This is a genomic window from Acidovorax sp. (assembly GCF_021287135.1).
GTDB lineage: Bacteria > Pseudomonadota > Gammaproteobacteria > Burkholderiales > Burkholderiaceae_C > Acidovorax.
Map to the genome: position 1 here is coordinate 51,577 of NZ_JAJTBB010000026.1, position 17,888 is coordinate 69,464.

The window sequence follows — 17,888 nt, forward strand, 5'->3', positions numbered from 1 at the left end:
GGGGCTGGTTGGGAGGACTCGAAAAAGGGAACCCCGGGAATGTGAACCTAGGGTTAACCCTTATTCTAGCCAGGGCTTGTGAACCTTGCAGAGCCCCTTTGGCGCCTGGGGAATCTGCGGGATGGCCGGGCGCCGCTGTCAGGCCGGCTGGTTCTGGCGCATGCTGCCCGTCTCGACGTAGCGCTGGTGCCACGACAGGGCCTCGCCCAGCACGTGGGGCGTGTGCTGGCCCACGGCGGTCTTGCGGGCGCGGGCCACGTAGTCATGCAGGGCGGGGCGAAAGTCCGGGTGCGCGCACTGGTTGATGATGATCTCGGCGCGCTGCGTGGGGGAGTGGCCGCGCAGGTCGGCCAGGCCCTGTTCGGTGACGAGGATCTGCACGTCGTGCTCGGTGTGGTCCACGTGCGAGGCCATGGGCACGATGCACGAGATGGCGCCGTTCTTGGCGAGCGACGGCGTCATGAAGATCGACAGGTAGGCGTTGCGCGCGAAGTCGCCCGAGCCGCCGATGCCGTTCATGATGGCCGAGCCCATCACGTGGGTGCTGTTCACGTTACCGTAGATGTCGGCCTCGATCATGCCGTTCATCGCGATCAGGCCCATGCGGCGGATCAGCTCGGGGTGGTTGCTGATCTCCTGCGGGCGCAGCACCAGGCGCTCCTTGTAGAAGTCGATGCGGTCATTGAAGTCCTGCATGGCCGCGGGGCTCAGCGACAGCGCGGTGGCCGAGGCGCTGGCCAGCGTGCCCGAGCGCAGCATGTCCAGCATGCCGTCCTGCAGCACCTCGGTGTAGGCCGTCAGGTTCTTGAACGGCCCGCTGTTCAGCCCGGCCAGCACGGCGTTGGCAATGTTGCCCACGCCCGACTGCAGCGGCAGCAGGTCCTTGGGCAGGCGGCCCTTTTTCACCTCGTGCTGCAGGAAGTCGATGATGTGGGCCGCGATGCGGTTGGACGTTTCGTCCGGCGCGGCGTAGACCGAATTGCGGTCGGGCTTGTCGGTCATCACCACGGCGATCACCTTGGACGGGTCGCAGCGCAGGTAGGGCTCGCCGATGCGCTGGTTCGGCTCCGTCATCGGGATGGGCTTGCGGTGCGGCGGCACGTCGGTGCCGTAGTAGATGTCGTGCATGCCCTCCAGCTTGGGGTTGTGCCAGGTGTTCACCTCCAGGATGACCTTGTCGGCCTGGTCCAGCCACGTCTTGTTGTTGCCCACGGAGGACGAGGGGATCAGCCGCCCGTCGGGCAGCACGCCCGCCACTTCGACCACCGCCACATCCAGCTTGCCCAGGAAGCCGAACCACACGAACTGCGCCACGTGCGAGAGGTGGATGTCCACATACTGCATCTGCCCGGCGTTGATCTGGCGCCGCACCGTGGGGTCGGACTGGTAGGGCAGGCGCATCTCCACGCCGTCCACCTGGGCCAGCGCGCCGTCCAGCTCGGGCGCCGTGGAGGCGCCGGTCCACAGGCCAATCTTGAACCCCTTGCCCTGCGCGTTCAGGCTTTCGATGCGCCGCGCCAGCGCGCCGGGCACCGCCTTCGGGTAGCCAGCCCCCGTGAATCCGCTCATGCCCACGTGGGCGCCGGCGGGGATCAGGGCGGCTGCCTCGTCGGCAGACATGATGCGGGAGAGAAAGTCGGGGTACAGCACCCGATCGGCCAGGGACATGTGAAAAACTCCGCTCTAGTGGCAGGCCGCGCACCCGCGGCCCTTGGCAAAACCAGCGATCCTAGCGACCGTTTCTTACAAATACCGGGGTTAACCCTTACACCGCCCCGTGCCCGGGGCGGGGGCCGTGCGTACCGTTCAATGCCCGCCGGGCGCCGTGGCGCGGCTGTCGCGGTTCAGCAGGGCGTAGAGCAGGATGGCGCCGAACGTCGCCGTGCCGATGCCGCCCAGCGCAAACTGGCCGAACTTGAGCGTGAAGTCGCCCGTGCCCAGGATCAGCGTGACGGCCGCGACGATCAGGTTCTTGTTCTGCGAGAAGTCCACCCGGTTGTCCACCCAGATCTTGGCCCCGGCCACCGCGATCAGGCCGAACACCACGATGGACACCCCGCCCATCACCGGCAGGGGAATGGTCTGGATTAGTGCCCCGAACTTGGGGCTGAAGCCCAGCACCAGCGCAAACACCCCCGCCAGCAGGAAGACCGCGGTGGAGTAGATCTTGGTGGCGGCCATCACGCCGATGTTCTCGGCATAGGTGGTCACGCCCGTGCCGCCCGCGCTGCCGCTGACCATGGTGGCAATGCCGTCGCCCATGAACGCGCGGCCCATGTAGCGGTCCAGGTCGCGGCCGGTCATGGCCGTCACGGCCTTGATGTGGCCCAGGTTCTCGGCCACGAGGATGATGGCCACGGGCGCGATCAGCAGCAGCGCGTTGCCGTCGAACACCGGCGCCGCAAAGTTGGGCACGCCCACCCAGGAGGCGTTGGCCAGCGCCGAGAGGTCGATGGGCTTGCCCAGGCCCAGGCCGTTGGTGAACACCGCGTAGAGCAGGCTCGCGACGATCAGACCCACGAGGATCAGCAGGCGCTGCACCATGCCGCGCGTGAGCACGGCCACCAGGCCCACGCTCACGAAGGTGACCAGCTGCATCCAGCTGTCGAAGTTGCTGGCCGCCATGTTCTTGACGGGGATGCCCGCCAGGTTCAGGCCGATGACCGCGACCACGGACCCGGTGACCACCGGCGGCATGAAGCGCTCAATCCAGCCCGTGCCGACGGCCTGCACCAGCACCCCGATCAGCGTGTAGACCAGGCCGCAGGCGATGATGCCGCCCAGCGCCACCGCGATGTTGGCGTTGGCCCCCTTGCCCGCATACCCCGTGGCCGCGATCACCACGCCGATGAACGCAAAGCTCGAGCCCAGGTAGCTGGGCACCTTGCCGCCCGTGACCAGGAAGAAGATCAGCGTGCCGATGCCGCTCATCAGGATCGCCACGTTGGGGTCAAAGCCCATCAGGATGGGCGCCAGCACCGTGGCGCCAAACATCGCAATCACGTGCTGCACGCCCATCACAGCCGTCTGCGGCCACGGCAGCCGCTCGTCCGGCGCAATCACGCCCCCCTGCTGCAGCACTTCGGCGCTCTTCACGCGCCAGTTCATCAATCCCATGTTGTCGGTTCCTTGTGGTTGAGGCGTGGATGCTACCGTCCCCCACAGGCCGCCCGCGGGCCTCCCCAAGCCCCGCCAGACCGGCGCGCGCGGGGTACGATGCAGGCCCGCCCGCCCCCCAGCGCCCCACGCTGCCGCCGCCATGCCTGCTTTGCCGTCCTGCCCCTCCTGCCGCCAGCCCATGCAGGTCCACCGGTTTGCCAGCAACATGGGCCCCGAGCTGGAGCTGGACATCTGCTTTGCCTGCCAGGGGCTGTGGTTCGACCGGCACGAGAACCTCAAGCTCTCGCCCCGTGCCGTGGTGGAGCTGTTCCGGCTGCTGCACGAGCACCGCGCAGACCAGCACCACCCCCTGCCCGAGCGCATGGCCTGCCCCCGCTGCGACACCTCGCTGGCCCGGGGCTTTGACGTGGTGCGCAGCGGCCGGTACATGGTCTACCGTTGCGCGCGCCAGCACGGGCGCTTCAGCACGTTCTCGTCGTTCATGGTGGAGAAGGGCTTCGTGCGGCACATGACGCGGCCCGAGATCGACGACCTGGCCAAACGCGTCGGTGCCATCTACTGCACCAGCTGCGGCGCTCCGGTGGACATCCGCAAGGACCACGCCTGCCCCTACTGCCGCGCCGCGTTCTCGCTGATCGATCCCGACGCCGTGGTGCGCGCCATGGAAGGCTACGCGCAGGCCGGCGCCCGAGCCCGGCTGGCGGGGGCTGCCGCACCGCCCGTGGACATCGGCGATGCGCTCGTGGCCCTGGAACGCGACCACGCCCGCGCCGAGCGCGAGCGGCAGCAGCGCGCCTTCAGCAGCGCCAGCAGCGCCGACGACGTGTCGTTCACCGGCGACCTGCTGGCCGCCGGGGTGGCGCTGGTGTGGGCGCTGGTCAAGGACTGATCCGCCCGGGCCGCGCCCAGCCTTCGCGCCCTAAGGCAACGCTGAACAAGCCTCCCCGTACGGCGCATCCCTGGCTCAGGACGGTTTGCGGCGTTGCAAATCCTCGCGATAGCTACGGCTATCGCTGCGGTTTGCGCCTTGCAACCCATCCCGATCCAGGGCCCGCCGCATCGTGGCGACTTATCCAACGTCGCCCTAATTCCATGCCGCCTGACGGGCATGGGTTGCATTGCCCCGCGGTCGGCCCACAATGGCGCGAAAACCGGCGCGGGCCCTGCACCGCACGCCGCAACAGCAACCACCGTGGCGCCATCGGCCACAGGAGGAGGAGACCCGTGCCGCCCCCCCGCAGCCGACGCCGTGTCCGCCCACCCGGTGCCCCGTGCCCCGCCCCCGATCTGCTGGCGCGCGCCCAGCTGCCGCCCGTGCCCGGCACGCTGCTCATCCCGCTGGCCGCGCGGGCCCTGGGCGGGCGCTATTTCCCGTGGCTGGAATGCGGCGACGCCGTGGCCGCCCGGCTGTGGGCGCAGCTGGGCGCCGACGCCACGGCCACGCTGGACGACCTGCCCACCGTGCTCAACGTGCTGTGGCGTACCCAGGCCCTCAAGGCCGCGGGCCGCGCGTTCTTTGCCGAGCACCCGCAAGCCCTGGGCGTGAACCTGGGGTGCGGCCTGACGCACCACTTCCAGTGGCTCGACACGGGGGCCAACCACTGGCTGGATGCTGACCTGCCGGCCGTGATGGCGCTGCGCGAAGCGCTGCTCTCCCCGCGCTGCCCGCGCCAGCGCCATGCGCAGGTGGACCTGACCCAGCTGGGCTGGTGGCAGCGGCTCGGTCTTGCGCAGGGCGCCGCCGCGCAGCCCGTGCTGGTGCTGTGCGAGGGCGTGCTCATGTACCTGCAGCCGGCCCAGGTGCAGGCGGTGCTGGCGGAGTTTGCCGAGCACGCGCCGCCGGGCTCGCGCCTGCTGCTCGATGCCGTCACGCGCCAGGCCGTGGGCCGCGCCCGCGTGCATGCCAGCCTGGCGTCCACCGGGGCCGAGTTCCACTGGGGCGTGGGCCGCATGGCCGAGCTGGCCGGCGCGCACCCGCGTCTCACGCTGCTGCGCGAGCAGAGCGTGTCGGAGTGCTATGGATGGGCCGGGCTGGCGCTGGACGCCTTCACGCGCCCCTGGCTGGGTGCGCCGCTGTACGGCCTGGCCACCCTGGGGGTGGAGGACTGACCGGCACTGGCGCCCCCCGCCGTGATGGATGGGGGCGAAAAATGCCTGCAGGCCAATCCAGGCAAGCGCAAGCAGCTATGGTTTTTGAAGCGCTACCGCTGGCCGCGATCCCAGCACCTGCAGCCACCCGGGCGGCTTGCCCGTCAGCTGGCCCACGATGGCCGCCTGCAGCGGCGGCAGGCGCCGGGCGCCCTGCAGCACCAGTTGCCGCAGCAGCCGGGGCACGGGCCGGGCGTCGGTGTACAGGCGCACGATGGCGTTGGTGCCCTGGTAGATGGGCCAGGCGTGGCGGTGGTGTTCGCGCGCATAGCGGTCCAGCGCGCCGGGGTTGCCCAGGTCCTGCCCCTGCTGGCGGGCCTCCACCAGCGCGGCGGTGAGCCGCTCCACGCCGGCCAGGCCCAGGTTGTAGCCGTGCGCGGTGACGGGGTGCATGCCCACGGCCGCGTCGCCCAGCAGCGCACAGCGCAGGCCGGCAAAGCGCTGGGCGTACACGGCCACCAGCGGGTAGGCAAAGCGTTCGCCCACCAGGGCCATGGGGCCCAGGCGGCCGTCGAACTGCGCCTGCACCTGGGCGGCGAAGTCCTCGGGGGCCAGGGCCATCATCGCCGCGGCGTCGGCCGAGCCGGCGGTGACCACCACGGAGCACAGGGCATGCCCCACGGGCGCATCCGGCAGGGGCAGCACGGCCAGCGTGCGCTCGTAGCCAAAGCACTCGTGCGCGACACCGCCGTGCGGCTGGGCGTGGCGCATGCGGCAGACGATGACGGTGCGGCCGAAGTCGGTCATCTGCGCGCCGATGCCCAGCTGGCGCCGGGTGGCGGAAAAGCGGCTGTCCGCCGCCACCAGCAGCGGCGCGCGCAGGCGTTGCGCGGCTGTGCCGGGGGCGGCGCCGGCCGGCACGCAGTCCAGCTCGGCATGCGTGGAGAGCGCGGCCACGCGCGTGACCTGCGTCCCGGCGAGAATGCGCACGCCGGCGGTGCGCGCCGCCACGTCGTAGGCGCTGCGGCGCAGGGCGTGGTTGGGCACGATGAAGCCCAGCACCCCGGGCCCCGCGGAAGGGGCGTCCAGCTGCAGCGCGCTGTGGCCGCCCAGCGGGCCGTCGTGCACCTGGGCCTGCGTGATCTCGCCCACCTCGCCGGGGGCCAGCGCGGCCCAGCTGCCCAGGCGCTGCAGCGTGGCGCGGCTGGGGTGCGTGAGCGCGATCTCGCGGCCATCGGGGGCGGGGTCGGCCAGCGCGGCCTGCGACTGCTGCTCGACCACGGTGGCGGTGAACCCGGCTTGCGCCAGGGAGGTGGCCAGCGACAGGCCCGCCGGGCCTGCACCGACGATGAGGACGTCGCTGTCGGGAGTCGTCATGAAAAAGGCGGCGGCCCCCGGCGGTGGGGGGGCGCTGTGGTGTGCGGAGCGCCATTGTGGGCACAGCCGCCGCCCCGGGCTTTGCCCTGCGTCAATGCGGCGCGGCAGCGCGGCGCACAGGTTGCTATATTTTGAGTAGCTGCTCGCGCTTTCTGCACGGGCGCTGGAGGCCAAAATGCCTCCAAGCCGTTGCCGTCAGCTGCGGGCCGGCTTGCGGGCGCCCTTGGCGGCGGGCTTCTTGCGGCCGCCGCTGCCGGCCTTCTTGCCGCGCAGGTGCAGGCCCCAGGTCACCAGCAGCCACAGGTAGGCCGCGCCCACGGCGTAGGTGGCCACGGCCGGCAGCGACAGCGCGGGAGCGGTGAGGGAGCGGCGGTTGAGCGTGGTCTCCAGCAGGGCCAGCGTGCCGGAGCCCAGCGCCGGCTGGGACGCGGCGCTGCCCTGGCGGGCCACGCGCGCGGCCATGAAGGTGAAGAATTCCATGAGCAGCGCGCCGATCAGGAAGCAGGCCAGCAGGGCCAGCAGATGCCCGGCGGCGCGGCGGTCGCCCCGCACCAGGAAGGCCAGGGCCGAGATCAGCACCAGGGCGGGCAGGGCCCAGACCAGGGCGGGCCAGGCGGTCGAAAGCAGTTGCATGGACGAACGGAAGGGTGGGCGCGAGAAGGGCCAGCGCACCGCCCGGGGCGGGCGGTGCGGCATGGCGGGCTGCGCATCATAGACCGCGCGGACCTTGCAGGAACGTGAACAAGTTCCTACGGCAGCGGTCCCCCCCGGTCGTCCGGCGGGCGGGGCGGGGCATCGCCGGGCGGGCCGGGCCGGGGGCGCCGGGGCCACCAGCTTTCGATGCGGTCCGCGGCCCAGTCCTTGCCACCCAGGCCGAACGCCAGCGCCACGGCAAACACCACGCCGCCCAGGAGGATCAGGAAGGTCTGCCGCACGATGCTGCCGCCCACCTGCAGCTGGTCCAGCGCGATGAGCACCACGAACACCACGATGCCCCCCTGCGCCAGGCTGCCCAGCAGCGCGGCGTCGGGCAGCTTCAGGCGCCGGCAATAGGCCGCCACGGTGTTGCCCATGAACCGCGCGAAATACGCGCCGAAGGCCAGCACCAGCAGGGCGACAAACACATTGGGCAGGAACCACACGATGCGGCTGAGCAAGGCCGTCACGTAGCTCAGCCCGAGGCCATTGAAGGCCACCAGCAGCGCGGCCAGCAGCACCAGCCAGTAGACCAGCAGCCCGAAGAGCGAGGTGGTGTCGCCCTCCATGCCGCCCTGGCGCAGGAACGCGTCCAGCCCGGCGCGCTCGGTCAGCACCTTGAAGTTGATGGCGCGCAGGCCGCGCGTCACGGCAAAGCGTGCCGCCTTGGCCAGCAGCCAGCCGCCCAGCACCACCAGCAAGGCGATCAGCACGCGCGGGAGGAATGCCCCCACCTGGTAGAGCATGGCCCGCGCCGGCTCCAGGTGAATACCAAAGTTGTCCATGGGTGTGTCTCGGGTTGGAAGGGGAAGAAGGCCGCCTCACGGCCCGGGCGCCGCGCCAATGAGGGCCAGAATGCCCTGCAGCGGCACCTGGACCCAGTCCCTGCGGTTGTTCAGCTCGTAGCGCAGCTCGTACAGCGCCTTTTCCAGCTCAAAAAGGCGCAGCAGGCCGCCGGGCTCCTCCAGGCGCTGCGCGGCGGCACTGCCCGGGGCGCTGGCGGTGTAGGCCCCCAGGAAGGCGGCGCGCACCGCCTGCTCCCACTGCTGCACGGCGGCGTCCAGGCGCAGCAGCTCCTCGGTGCTCTGGGACGCGTGCTTGAGGGCGGCCCAGCGCGCGTAGTTGAACGAGCGCAGCATGCCGGCCACGTCGCGCAGGGCCGGGCCCTTGGCGCGGCGTTCCTCGAAGGTGCGCCCGGGCTCGCCCTCGAAATCAATGACCACGAAGTCGTTGCCCGCCACCAGCACCTGGCCCAGGTGGTAGTCGCCGTGGTAGCGCGTCTTGACGCCGGCGGCCGGCTCCGTGGCCGCGGCCTGCAGCTGCTCCAGCAGGGCGCTGCGGCGTGCCAGCAGGGCCTGGGCGTCGGCCTGCGCGGCCGGTGGCAGCGCGTCCAGGTGGTGCTCCAGCAGCGCCAGCGTGCTGCCGGCCTCGGTGGTGGCGCGCAGGCGGTAGCCCTGCAGGTCCTGCGCGGTCAGGGGCTCGGGGTCGAACGAGGGGTAGCCGGTGCGCAGTGCGAGCGCGCGGTGCAGTTCGGCGGTGCGCTGGCCCAGCGTGGCGGCCAGGGCCAGGTAGCCGCCATGCACCTCGGCCGGCACGGCCTCGGGCGCCAGGCGGATGTCCTGCAGGAAGCGGGTGAGGTAGCCCTGCGTGTAGTCCCAGCCGTCGCCCTGGTTGGCCACGTACGACTGCACGAGCGCCAGCGTCATCTGCGTGCCGTCGTGGGCCGTGTACTCCAGGGCGCCCGCCACCGGCACGCAGTGGGGGTAGCGGGCCACCTCGGTCAGGAAGCGGCCCACCTCCAGCTCGGGGTTCACGCCCGGGCGCAGCCGCCGGTAGCCCTTGAGGAACAGCGTCTCGTTGAGCGTGACCACCGTGTTGCTGCTCTGGCCGCTGGGGCGGCTGACGGGCAGCGCGTCCACATCCGGCGCCAGCCCGGCAAAGGCCGACGTGGCCCGAAAGCGCAGGCGGCCGCGCTCGGTGGCGATTTCCCGGCCCGCGCCGATGGCGCGCACCACCGCCCGGCAGAACGCCTCGTCATGGAAGGCGTCGCCCATCACGCCGACATTGGCCTGCTGGCGCACGCGCGCCAGGCCGCTGGGGGCCAGGCGCTTCATGCGCTCCTCGTCGGTTTCCTCCCAGGCCAGCGCCAGGGGAACAAAGTAGGTGGCGCTGTCCTGTCCGCTGTCCACGGCCAGCAGCGGCAGCATCCACTCGTGCCCGTCCTCGGCCCACACGGCGTGGTCTTCGATGCGGGCGCGCTGCACGGCCTGCCCCTTGCCCGCGTACCAGCGTTGCAGCTCCAGGTAGCGGGGCAGGGTGTCGGTCTCGAACTGCGTGCGCATGCGTTCCGACATACCGATGCGCCAGGGCATCACGCGGTCGCGGAAGAAACTGGTCCAGCCGTCGAACAGCACCAGCACCGGCCGCTCCTGCAGGTCCAGGCCGTCCTGGTGCCAGGGCGGGATCTGGGCCTCGGCGGAAAGGCGGAACCAGTAGAAGCCGTAGGAGGGCAGCGTGAGCAGGTAGGGCAGGTCGCCGATGGGCGGGAACGTCACGCGCCCCAGCATCTCCACCGGCGCGCGGCCCTTGTAGGCCGACAGGTCCAGCTCCACGGGCTGCGCCGCGCGCGAGAGGTTGAACACCGTGAGGATCACGTCGTCCTCGTACTCGCTCAGGTACGCGAGGATCTTGCGGTTGCCGGGCTTGAGGAAGGTGCGGCGGCCGCGGCCGAACGCATGGCTGGTCTTGCGCACGGACAGCATGCGGCGCGTCCAGTTGAGCAGCGAACTCTGGTCGCGCGCCTGCGCCTCCACGTTCAGCGCCTCGTAGCCGTACATGGCGTCCATGATGGGCTGCAGGTACAGCCGCTGCGGGTCCGCGCGCGAGAAGCCGGCGTTGCGGTCGGGGCTCCACTGCATGGGGGTGCGCACGCCGTTGCGGTCGCCCACGAACACGTTGTCGCCCATGCCGATCTCGTCGCCGTAGTAGATGATGGGCGAGCCGGGCATGGACAGCAGCATGCCGTTCATGAGCTTCACGCGGTCCAGGTCGTTCTCCATCAGCGGTGCCAGCCGCCGGCGGATGCCCAGGTTGATGCGCGCGCGCAGGTCGGCGGCGTACATGGTGTACATGTAGTCGCGCTCCTTGCTGGTCACCATCTCCAGCGTCAGCTCGTCGTGGTTGCGCAGGAAGATGGCCCACTGGCAGCCGTCGGGGATCTCGGGCGTCTGCTGCAGGATCTCGACGATGGGGTGGCGGTCCTCCTGCGCGATGGCCATGTACATGCGCGGCATCAGCGGGAAGTGGTAGGCCATGTGGCACTCGTCGCCGTCGCCGAAGTACTCTCGCACGTCCTCGGGCCACATGTTGGCCTCGGCCAGCAGGAAGCGGTTCTGGTACTGCGCGTCGATGGCCGCGCGCAGCTTCTTGATGACGGCGTGCGTCTCGGGCAGGTTCTCGTTGCTGGTGCCGTCGCGCTCCACCAGGTAGGGAATGGCATCGAGCCGGAAGCCGTCCACCCCCAGGTCCAGCCAGAAGCGCATGGTCTTGAACACGGCCTCCAGCACGGCCGGGTTGTCGAAGTTCAGGTCCGGCTGGTGGCTGAAGAAGCGGTGCCAGTAGTAGGCCTTGGCCACCGGGTCCCAGGCCCAGTTGGAGGTCTCGGTGTCGGTGAAGATGATGCGCGTGCCCTGGTAGATCTGGTCGGTGTCGCTCCACACGTAGAAGTCGCGCTCGGGCGAGCCGGGCGGGGCGCGCCGCGCGCGCTGGAACCACGGGTGCTCCGACGAGGTGTGGTTGATGACCAGCTCGGTGATCACGCGCAGGCCGCGCGCATGGGCAGCGTCCAGCATCTCCTTGAAGTCCGCGAGCGTGCCGTACTGCGGGTGCACGTCCTCGTACTCGGAGATGTCGTAGCCGTCGTCGCGCAGCGGCGAGGGGTAGAAGGGCATCAGCCAGATGGTGTTGACGCCCAGGTCCTTCACGTAGTCGAGCTTGGCCGTCACGCCCTTGAAGTCGCCCACGCCGTCGTTGTTGCTGTCGAAGAAGGCCTTGACGTTGAGCTGGTAGATCACCGCGTCGCGGTACCACAGCGGGTCGTCCGTGGTGTCGATCTCGGGCGTCTCCGGCACCAGGCCAGGGCCGGGCTCGGGCAGCGCCGCCGCCGGGTCGGCCGGCAGCGGGTGCATGGTGGGGGCGGAAAGAGCATCCATGGTGGTGCGGTCCCTCGGGCGTTGCTGGTTCGCAATGGTTATTCGAAGTGGTCGAAGTCCTGCTCGCGGCGCACGCGCCGCCGCACCGCGAACACGTGGGCCGGCATGCGGTGCGGATCGAGCTGCACGAAATGCCAGTCCCCCTGCCACACGAAGCGCTGCTGGCTCAGCAGGTCGTGCATCTGCCACGGGTCGCCTTCGGCGCCGGGGCCGTTGACCCAGGCCGCCGCCAGGTTCACCCAGCCCGACTGGGTGTGGTGCGGGTCGAGGTTGACCACCGTCACCACCGTGTTGCGGCCGTCGTCAGAGCGCTTGGCGTAGGCGATGAGCGCCGGGTTGTCCAGCGGCAGGAAGCGCAGCCCCTCATTGCGGTGCAGGGCAGGGTTGTCGCGACGGATGCGATTGACGTGGGCGATGAAGCTGGCGAGGTTGCCGGGGCGGTCCAGGTCCCAGTGGCGGATCTGGTACTTCTCCGAATCCAGGTATTCCTCGCTCCCCGGCTCGCGCGGCAGGTGCTCCATGAGCTCGTACGCGGGCCCGTAGATGCCGTAGCTGGCCGACAGCGTGGCCGCCAGCACCAGGCGCGACATGAACACGGCCGGCTCGCCGCCCTGCAGGTGCTCGTGCAGGATGTCGGGCGTGTTGGGCCACACGTTGGGGCGGAAGTAGTCCTTGCCCGGGCCGTGTGCCAGCTCGGTGAAGTACTCCACCAGCTCTTCCTTCGTGTTGCGCCACGTGTAGTAGGTGTACGACTGCGTGAACCCCCGCTTGGCCAGCCCGTGCATCACCTTGGGCCGGGTGAAGGCTTCGGCCAGAAAGATCACGTCCGGGTGCTTGCGCTGGAGTTCGGTGATCACCCATTCCCAGAACGGGAAGGCCTTGGTGTGCGGGTTGTCCACGCGGAAGATGCGCACGCCCTCGCCGATCCAGTGCTCGAAGATGCTCTTGAGCTCGGTCCACAGCCCCTGCCAGTCGTCGCACTCGAAGTGGAAGGGATAGATGTCCTGGTACTTCTTGGGCGGGTTCTCCGCGTACTGCACCGTGCCGTCGGGCCGCCAGCGGAACCAGTCGGGGTGCTCCTGCACATAGGGGTGGTCGGGCGCGCACTGGAAGGCGATGTCCAGGGCCACCTCCATCCCGGCGCTGCGGGCCGCGTCCACCAGCGCGCGGAAGTCCTGCGCCGTGCCCAGCTCGGGCAGGATGGCCTTGTGCCCGCCCTCCGCGGCCCCGATGGCCCAGGGGCTGCCCACGTCGCCGGGCCCGGCCACGAGCGCGTTGTTCTTGCCCTTGCGCTGCACGCGGCCGATGGGGTGGATGGGCGGCAGGTACAGCACGTCGAAGCCCATGGCCGCGATGGCCGGCAGGCGCGCCTGCACGTCGCGCAGCGTGCCGTGCGCGCCGGGCGTCGGCCCCGCCGAGCGGGGGAACAGCTCGTACCAGGTGCTGTAGCGCGCGCGCTCCCGGTCGGCCACCAGCGGCAGCTCGACCGGGTAGCGGCAGGCATGGCGCCGGTCGGCGTAGCGCGCCATGAGGGCGGCCCGGCCCTCGTCCAGCGCCAGCTCCTGCAGCGCCGCGATCTGGGCGGCGGCGGCCGCGCCGTCGCCGTCCGTGTCGGTCTGCGCGCCGGCCTCCAGCGCCTGGGCCCACGCCGTGAGCGCGGCCCGGTCCTTGCCCGTGGCGCGCTGCGCGGCCGCAGCGATCTCCAGTGCCCCCACGCGCGCGGCCAGGCGGATGTCCCCCGGGTCCACGCGGCGCGCCAGTTCGCGGCGCCACGACAGGAAGGCATCCACCCAGGCCGTCACGGTGTAGCGGTAGCGGCCCGGCGTGGGCGGCACGAAGCGGGCCTGCCACTCGTCGTTGCCCAGCGCTTCCATGGCCACCTCGCTGGCCTGCGCGGCGTCCTCTGCGCGCCAGGACAGCACCACGCGCAGCGCATCGTGCCCGTCGGTGAAGCAGTGCGCGGTCACGGTGAAGGCCTCGCCCGCGATGCACTTCGCCGCGAAGCGGCCGCCGTCCACGGCGGGCAGCACGGTCTCGACCACGGCGCGCACGCGCCCGTCCCCGGACCAGGTGGCGGCCGGGCTGTCGGCGGCGGGTTGCAGCAGCAGGGGGGTGGTGTCAGTCGAGGGCATGGTCGGTGGCGGCCCCGGGGGCCGGCGGCAGGGGTTTGAGGACCAGGGTGGACAGCGGCGGCAGCGTCAGGCACAGCGACTGCGTGCAGTGGTGCGAGCGCACCGGGCTGGTGTGGGCGCCGCCCAGGTTGCCCCAGCCGGCACCGCCGAATTCACGGGCGTCGGTGTTCAGGATCTCCTGCCAGTAGCCTGCCGCGGGCACACCCACCAGGTAGTTCTCGCGCGGCACCGGCGTGAAGTTGCACACCACCAGCACCGGCGCCGCGCCGGCGTGGTCGGCGCGGGGCTTGCGCAGGAAGGCGATCACGCTGTGGGCCGTGTCGTCGGCCTCCACCCAGGCAAAGCCTTCTGCAGAAAAATCCACCTCGTGCAGCGCGGGCTCGTCGCGGTACACGCGGTTGAGCGCCTTCACCAGCTGCTGCAGCCCCTGGTGGCGGCCCCAGTGCAGGCTGCCCCAGTCCAGCTCGCCCTCGTGCGTCCATTCGCTGCGCTGGGCGAATTCACCGCCCATGAACAGCAGCTTCTTGCCCGGGTGGGTCCACATCAGGCCGAAGAGGGCGCGCAGGTTGGCAAACTGCTGCCAGTCGTCGCCGGGCATCTTGTTGATGAGCGAGCCTTTGCCGTACACCACCTCGTCGTGCGAGAGCGGCAGCACGAAATTCTCGTTGAACGCATACACCATCGAGAACGTGAGCTTGTGGTGGTGGTAGCGCCGGTGCACCGGGTCTTCCTTCAGGTAGGCCAGCGTGTCGTGCATCCAGCCCATGTTCCACTTCATGCCGAAGCCCAGGCCGTTCATCTCGAGGGGGCGCGACACCATGGGCCAGGCGGTGGACTCCTCGGCGATGCTCACGGTGTCGGGGTGGTCGCGGTACAGCGCACGGTTCAGGTGCCGCAGGAACTCGATGGCCTCCAGGTTCTCGCGACCGCCGTGGCGGTTGGGAATCCACGCGCCGTGCTGGCGCGCGTAGTCCAGGTACAGCATGGAGGCCACCGCATCCACGCGCAGCCCGTCCAGGTGGTACTTGTCCAGCCAGAACAGGCCGGAGGACACGAGAAAGCTGCGCACCTCGTGCCGGCCGTAGTTGAAGATGGCCGAGTTCCACTCGGGGTGGTAGCCCTGGCGCGGGTCGGCATGCTCGTACAGGTGCGTGCCGTCAAAGCCCGCCAGGCCGTGCGCGTCGGTCGGAAAGTGCGAGGGCACCCAGTCCAGCAGCACGCCAATGCCGCGCTGGTGCAGGTGGTCCACGAAGTACATGAAGTCCTGCGGCGTGCCGTAGCGGGCCGTGGGCGCAAAGTAGCCGGTGGTCTGGTAGCCCCACGAGCCGTAGAACGGGTGCTCGGTGATGGGCATCAGCTCCACGTGGGTGAAGCCCATGTCCACCACGTAGTCGGCCAGCGCATGGGCCAGTTCGCGGTAGCCCAGAAAGGCGCCGTCGCGCCGCCGCCACGAGCCGGCGTGCACCTCGTAGATGGACATCGGGGCCTCCAGCGCGTTGCGCGGGCCGCGGCTGCCCATCCACTGGCTGTCGCCCCAGGCGTAGTCCAGCGACCAGGCGCGCGAGGCGGTGGCGGGGGGCGGCTCGGCATACACCGCAAACGGGTCGGCCTTGTCCAGCCACTGGCCGCTGCGCGTGACGATGCGGAACTTGTAGGCGTCGCCGTGGGCGATGCCGGCCACGCGGCCTTCCCACACGCCGCTGTCGTCGGCGCGCGGGCGCAGCGGGTCGGCCTCGCCGTTCCAGCCGTTCCAGTCGCCCAGCACGGAGACCGCCGCCGCGTTGGGCGCCCACACGGCCAGCCAAGCGCCGCGGCCGCCCGGCTCCAGGTGGCAGCCCAGGGCCTGGTAGAGCCGCGCATGGGTTCCCTCCCGGAACAGGTAGGCGTCGTGCGCGGTGAAGGGGGTTGGGGTGGGCGGTGCCTGCACGGGGTGGTTTTCCTTCTCGCGGGGTGGTCGGGCCTGCCGGCCAACGCCTGCGAAGCAGGGCGGCACGAAGAGACTGCTTCCCATTGGCCCACAGCCGGGCCGCGCCGACCGCCCGGCAGCGGCGCAACGGTTTGCAAGACAAGGCCTTGCGCGCCTGTCGGACGGGTCCTGCGCCGGGCCGGTCCGGGGGCGCGGGGGGTACTGGTGGTGCGGGTTGTGCCCTTTTCCTACGCCCCCGCTGCCCCGCATGGGGTATGGTGCGTGGCTCAGGCATTTCCCTCCATCCGCTACCAAAGGACGCACCCATGCGCGTGGATATCTACCGCCGCCCCGAAGCCGAGGGCAAGTTTTCGCATCTCGCCGTGCCCGAGGGCCGGCCCATTCCCCAGGAGGCCATCAATACCGACTGGGAGAGCGAAGCCTCCGGGCGAGAGCTGGACGAAACCCGTGCGCACTGGGAGGAATACGGCATCCACGAGCCCGGTGCGCAGTTGCGCGAGAAGGGCTACGCCATCACCAGCCTGCATGACATGACGCGCTGAGTGCCTGCCCCGGCGTCCGCCGGGGCAGGCACCGTCAGGGCCGCGGCCCTTGCTGCACGCTGTTGCTGCCGGCAGGCTCCACCATGGCGCGCATGCGCTTGCGCAGGGCGCGATCGCGCCGGTCGTCGGCTTCCCAGTCGGCCTTGACCCCCCGCCACAGCGCCAGCGCCATCAGCAGGATGACGCCGGTGAACGGAAGCGCAAAGACGATGGTGGCGGTCTGCACCGCCTTGACGCCGCCCGCCAGCAGCAGGCTGATGGCGATGCCCGACACCAGCGTGCCCCAGATGATCTTGACGCGGGCGGACGGGTTTTCCTGGCCGCCGGTGCTCATCATGCCCAGCACCAGCGTGGCCGAATCGCCCGACGTGACGAAGAACACCAGCACCAGCAGCGTGGCCACGAACGACATCACGGTGCCCAGGGGCAAGGCATTGAACAGGGCAAACAGCGCGGTGGACACATCGGTCTTGACGGCTTCGGCCAGCGGCACGCCTTGCATGATCTCCATGTGCAGCGCGGTACCGCCAAACACCGAGAACCAGACGAACGCCGCCAGCGTGGGCGCCAGCACGGTGCCCAGAATGAATTCACGGATGGTGCGCCCGCGCGAAACGCGCGCGATGAACAGGCCCACAAAGGGTGACCAGCTCACCCACCAGGCCCAGTAAAACACCGTCCAGCCGCCCACCCAGCTGCTGTCTCGAAACGGCGTCATGCGCAGGCTCATGCGCACAAACTCGGTGAGGTAGCTGCCCAGCGTGTTGGTGAATGTGTCGATGATGGCCACCGTGGGGCCCAGCACAAAGACGGCCAATGCCAGCGCGGCTGCCATCAGCAGATTGATGCTGGACAGCCATTTGATGCCCCGGGCCACGCCCGTTACCGCTGACGCCAGAAACAGCACCGTGGTTGCCACGATGATGCCGACCTGCGACGCCGGCCCCACCGGCAGACCGAAGGCCGCATGCAGCCCGCTGTTGATCTGCAGTGCGCCCATGCCCAGCGATGCGGCCACGCCAAACGCGGTAGCAATCACCGCGAGGATGTTGACCAGCGGGCCGATGCGCTGCAGCGGCGCCCAGGGCAGCGCCATCACCGCCGTGCTGACCAGTGCCGATCCGCCCTTGCGGAACTGAAAGAACGCAATCGACAGCGCCACGATGCTGTACACCGCCCAGGGGTGCAGCCCCCAGTGGAAGAAGCTGTAGCGCATGGCCGCGTTGGCCGCTTCGGGTGTCTGGGCCGCAATGCCGGGAGGCGGCGCGCCGTAGTGCGAGATGGGTTCGGCCACGCCCCAGAAGACCAGGCCGATGCCCATGCCCGCCGCAAACAGCATGGCAAACCATGCGCCGATGGAGAACTCCGGCTCGTCGTCCTCCAGGCCCAGCTTGAGGTCGCCATAGCGGCTGAACGCCAGGATGAGTGCCATTGCCACCAGGCCCAGCACCACCCACAGGTAGAACCAGCCAAAGTTGCGCGTGATGGCGGCCAGCGCCGTGTCGAACACGGTGCCCAGAGCGCTGGGGGCCATCACGCCCCAGAGCACGATGGCGAGGATCAGCCCCGCCGAGACAAGAAGTTCCATGGGTCACCTTTCTCGAAGATCAACAAAGGATGTGCTGCCCGGCGCTATCAGGCACCGGCGCGTGCTTCGGCGCCAGCGGCAAAACCCGGGCGGCTCCGTCGGCCAAAAGACGACGGAGGGCGGCCTTCCGGCTGCCTGGTGCGCGCAAATGCGCGGCCAAGGGGCAGACACGGGCGTGCCGCAGCACATCACGAAAAAAGGGCAGGC

General features: G+C 70.2%; 12 protein-coding genes. 3 read left to right on the forward strand and 9 right to left on the reverse strand.

Annotated features, from left to right (window positions below; translation table 11 throughout):
• Positions 1 to 138 precede the first annotated feature (138 nt).
• Together LWW96_RS07385 and LWW96_RS07390 are read right to left on the reverse strand one after the other, a co-directional pair.
• Positions 139 to 1,668 (reverse strand): acetyl-CoA hydrolase/transferase family protein, encoded by a 1,530-nt coding sequence (locus tag LWW96_RS07385; protein WP_291485512.1) that lies wholly within the window; start codon positions 1,666 to 1,668, stop codon positions 139 to 141.
• 138 nt (positions 1,669 to 1,806) lie between these two features.
• Positions 1,807 to 3,117 (reverse strand): solute carrier family 23 protein, encoded by a 1,311-nt coding sequence (locus LWW96_RS07390; protein WP_291485514.1) that lies wholly within the window; start codon positions 3,115 to 3,117, stop codon positions 1,807 to 1,809.
• A gap of 142 nt (positions 3,118 to 3,259) precedes the next feature.
• Here LWW96_RS07390 and LWW96_RS07395 point away from each other — a divergent pair, with 142 nt between their 5' ends.
• On the forward strand, positions 3,260 to 4,009 hold the full coding sequence (locus LWW96_RS07395) for a zf-TFIIB domain-containing protein (RefSeq protein ID WP_291485516.1): 750 nt from the start codon (positions 3,260 to 3,262) through the stop codon (positions 4,007 to 4,009).
• Positions 4,010 to 4,344: 335 nt separating this feature from the next.
• Positions 4,345 to 5,229: a class I SAM-dependent methyltransferase gene (locus LWW96_RS07400; protein ID WP_291485518.1), complete on the forward strand. Its 885-nt coding sequence runs from the start codon at positions 4,345 to 4,347 to the stop codon at positions 5,227 to 5,229.
• Positions 5,230 to 5,304: 75 nt separating this feature from the next.
• On the opposite strand, the gene ubiM is transcribed toward LWW96_RS07400, so the two are convergent.
• The 6 genes from ubiM to glgB form a co-directional block, all read right to left on the reverse strand.
• Positions 5,305 to 6,585, reverse strand: a complete 1,281-nt coding sequence (gene ubiM, locus LWW96_RS07405) for a 5-demethoxyubiquinol-8 5-hydroxylase UbiM (protein WP_291485520.1) — start codon at positions 6,583 to 6,585, stop codon at positions 5,305 to 5,307.
• A gap of 195 nt (positions 6,586 to 6,780) precedes the next feature.
• On the reverse strand, positions 6,781 to 7,218 hold the full coding sequence (locus LWW96_RS07410; protein WP_291485522.1) for a hypothetical protein: 438 nt from the start codon (positions 7,216 to 7,218) through the stop codon (positions 6,781 to 6,783).
• Positions 7,219 to 7,334: 116 nt separating this feature from the next.
• On the reverse strand, positions 7,335 to 8,066 hold the full coding sequence (locus LWW96_RS07415; RefSeq protein ID WP_291485524.1) for a hypothetical protein: 732 nt from the start codon (positions 8,064 to 8,066) through the stop codon (positions 7,335 to 7,337).
• A 36-nt stretch (positions 8,067 to 8,102) separates the two neighbouring features.
• Positions 8,103 to 11,492, reverse strand: coding sequence for a maltose alpha-D-glucosyltransferase (gene treS, locus LWW96_RS07420; protein ID WP_291485525.1), 3,390 nt, complete (start codon positions 11,490 to 11,492; stop codon positions 8,103 to 8,105).
• Between the two features lie 38 nt (positions 11,493 to 11,530).
• Positions 11,531 to 13,624: an alpha-1,4-glucan--maltose-1-phosphate maltosyltransferase gene (locus LWW96_RS07425; protein WP_291485526.1), complete on the reverse strand. Its 2,094-nt coding sequence runs from the start codon at positions 13,622 to 13,624 to the stop codon at positions 11,531 to 11,533.
• The gene (gene glgB, locus LWW96_RS07430; RefSeq protein ID WP_291485527.1) at positions 13,611 to 15,551 is read right to left on the reverse strand and encodes a 1,4-alpha-glucan branching protein GlgB; all 1,941 of its coding nucleotides are present in this window, start codon (positions 15,549 to 15,551) and stop codon (positions 13,611 to 13,613) included. Before glgB ends, LWW96_RS07425 begins: the two co-directional genes overlap by 14 nt.
• A 305-nt stretch (positions 15,552 to 15,856) precedes the next feature.
• On the opposite strand from glgB, the gene LWW96_RS07435 reads away from it, so the two are divergent.
• Positions 15,857 to 16,093: a DUF6139 family protein gene (locus LWW96_RS07435; RefSeq protein ID WP_291485529.1), complete on the forward strand. Its 237-nt coding sequence runs from the start codon at positions 15,857 to 15,859 to the stop codon at positions 16,091 to 16,093.
• Between the two features lie 34 nt (positions 16,094 to 16,127).
• Here LWW96_RS07435 and LWW96_RS07440 read toward each other — a convergent pair whose 3' ends face one another.
• Positions 16,128 to 17,681, reverse strand: a complete 1,554-nt coding sequence (locus tag LWW96_RS07440; protein WP_291485531.1) for a BCCT family transporter — start codon at positions 17,679 to 17,681, stop codon at positions 16,128 to 16,130.
• Positions 17,682 to 17,888: the final 207 nt, after the last annotated feature.

What these genes read in the sequence shown, in the direction of transcription:
- LWW96_RS07385 (WP_291485512.1), bottom strand. Translation starts at nt 1,668, where the DNA reads ATGTCCCTGGCCGATCGGGTGCTGTACCCCGACTTTCTCTCCCGCATC.
- LWW96_RS07390 (WP_291485514.1), bottom strand. Translation starts at nt 3,117, where the DNA reads ATGGGATTGATGAACTGGCGCGTGAAGAGCGCCGAAGTGCTGCAGCAG.
- LWW96_RS07395 (WP_291485516.1), top strand. Translation starts at nt 3,260, where the DNA reads ATGCCTGCTTTGCCGTCCTGCCCCTCCTGCCGCCAGCCCATGCAGGTC.
- ubiM (WP_291485520.1), bottom strand. Translation starts at nt 6,585, where the DNA reads ATGACGACTCCCGACAGCGACGTCCTCATCGTCGGTGCAGGCCCGGCG.
- LWW96_RS07410 (WP_291485522.1), bottom strand. Translation starts at nt 7,218, where the DNA reads ATGCAACTGCTTTCGACCGCCTGGCCCGCCCTGGTCTGGGCCCTGCCC.
- LWW96_RS07415 (WP_291485524.1), bottom strand. Translation starts at nt 8,066, where the DNA reads ATGGACAACTTTGGTATTCACCTGGAGCCGGCGCGGGCCATGCTCTAC.
- treS (WP_291485525.1), bottom strand. Translation starts at nt 11,492, where the DNA reads ATGGATGCTCTTTCCGCCCCCACCATGCACCCGCTGCCGGCCGACCCG.
- LWW96_RS07425 (WP_291485526.1), bottom strand. Translation starts at nt 13,624, where the DNA reads ATGCCCTCGACTGACACCACCCCCCTGCTGCTGCAACCCGCCGCCGAC.
- LWW96_RS07435 (WP_291485529.1), top strand. Translation starts at nt 15,857, where the DNA reads ATGCGCGTGGATATCTACCGCCGCCCCGAAGCCGAGGGCAAGTTTTCG.
- LWW96_RS07440 (WP_291485531.1), bottom strand. Translation starts at nt 17,681, where the DNA reads ATGGAACTTCTTGTCTCGGCGGGGCTGATCCTCGCCATCGTGCTCTGG.